This is a genomic window from Massilia orientalis, from assembly GCF_030411975.2.
GTDB lineage: Bacteria > Pseudomonadota > Gammaproteobacteria > Burkholderiales > Burkholderiaceae_D > Telluria > Telluria orientalis.
Map to the genome: position 1 here is coordinate 1 of NZ_JASNRB020000086.1, position 917 is coordinate 917.

The 917-nt window shown below is 62.1% G+C and carries 1 protein-coding gene; it reads left to right on the forward strand.

The features are described 5' to 3' along the window. Positions 1 to 12 precede the first annotated feature (12 nt). The coding region (locus QPK29_RS33475; protein ID WP_400189969.1) for an IS256 family transposase at positions 13 to 917 on the forward strand (905 nt) is incomplete at its 3' end.

The window sequence follows — 917 nt, forward strand, 5'->3', positions numbered from 1 at the left end:
AAGGAAAGCACAATGACCAACGCCACTATCGCATTATCCGAGCTCGCCGAAAAGGGGGCAGACGCCGATTTCATCCGCCAGACGCTGCAGCATGCACTGCAACGGCTGATGGAAATGGACGTGGAAGCGCTGTGCCAGGCGGCCTACGGCGAACGCAGCGACGAGCGCATCAACAGCCGCAATGGCTACCGTGACAGGGCTTACGAAACCCGTGCCGGCAAGGTGGAGCTGAAGATTCCCAAGCTGCGCAGCGGCAGCTATTTCCCAGGGTTTCTCGAGCCACGTCGTACTGCCGAAAAGGCCCTGACCGCCGTGATCCAGGAAGCTTACCTACAAGGGATTTCAACGCGCTCGGTCGACGACCTGGTCAAGGCGATGGGCATGAGCGGCGTGTCCAAAAGCCAGGTCTCCAGACTGTGCGAAGAGATTGACGAGCGGGTACAAGCCTTCCTTGAGCGTCCGATCGAAGGCGACTGGCCCTATCTCTGGATCGACGCCACCTACGTCAAATCGCGCCAGGCAGGCCGGGTGGTGTCCGTGGCCGTCATAATCGCCGTGGCGGTCAACACCGATGGCGTCCGTGAAATTCTCGGGGTGGCAACCGGCCCATCGGAAGCCGAGCCATTCTGGACTGATTTCCTGCGCGGGCTGACCCGGCGCGGCTTGCGCGGTGTGAAGCTGGTCATTTCCGACGCCCACGAAGGCCTCAAGGCTGCCGCCAGCAAGGTCCTCAAGACGAGTTGGCAACGCTGCCGCGTGCACTTCATCCGCAATGCCCTGGCTCACGCGGGCAAGGGCCAGCGCCAAGCCGTTCTGGCCATGATCAACACCATCTTCGTGCAGGAAAGCGCGGAAGCGGCCAGCGCGCAATGGCGAATCGTGGCCGACCAGCTCCGGCCGAAATTCCCGAAACTGGC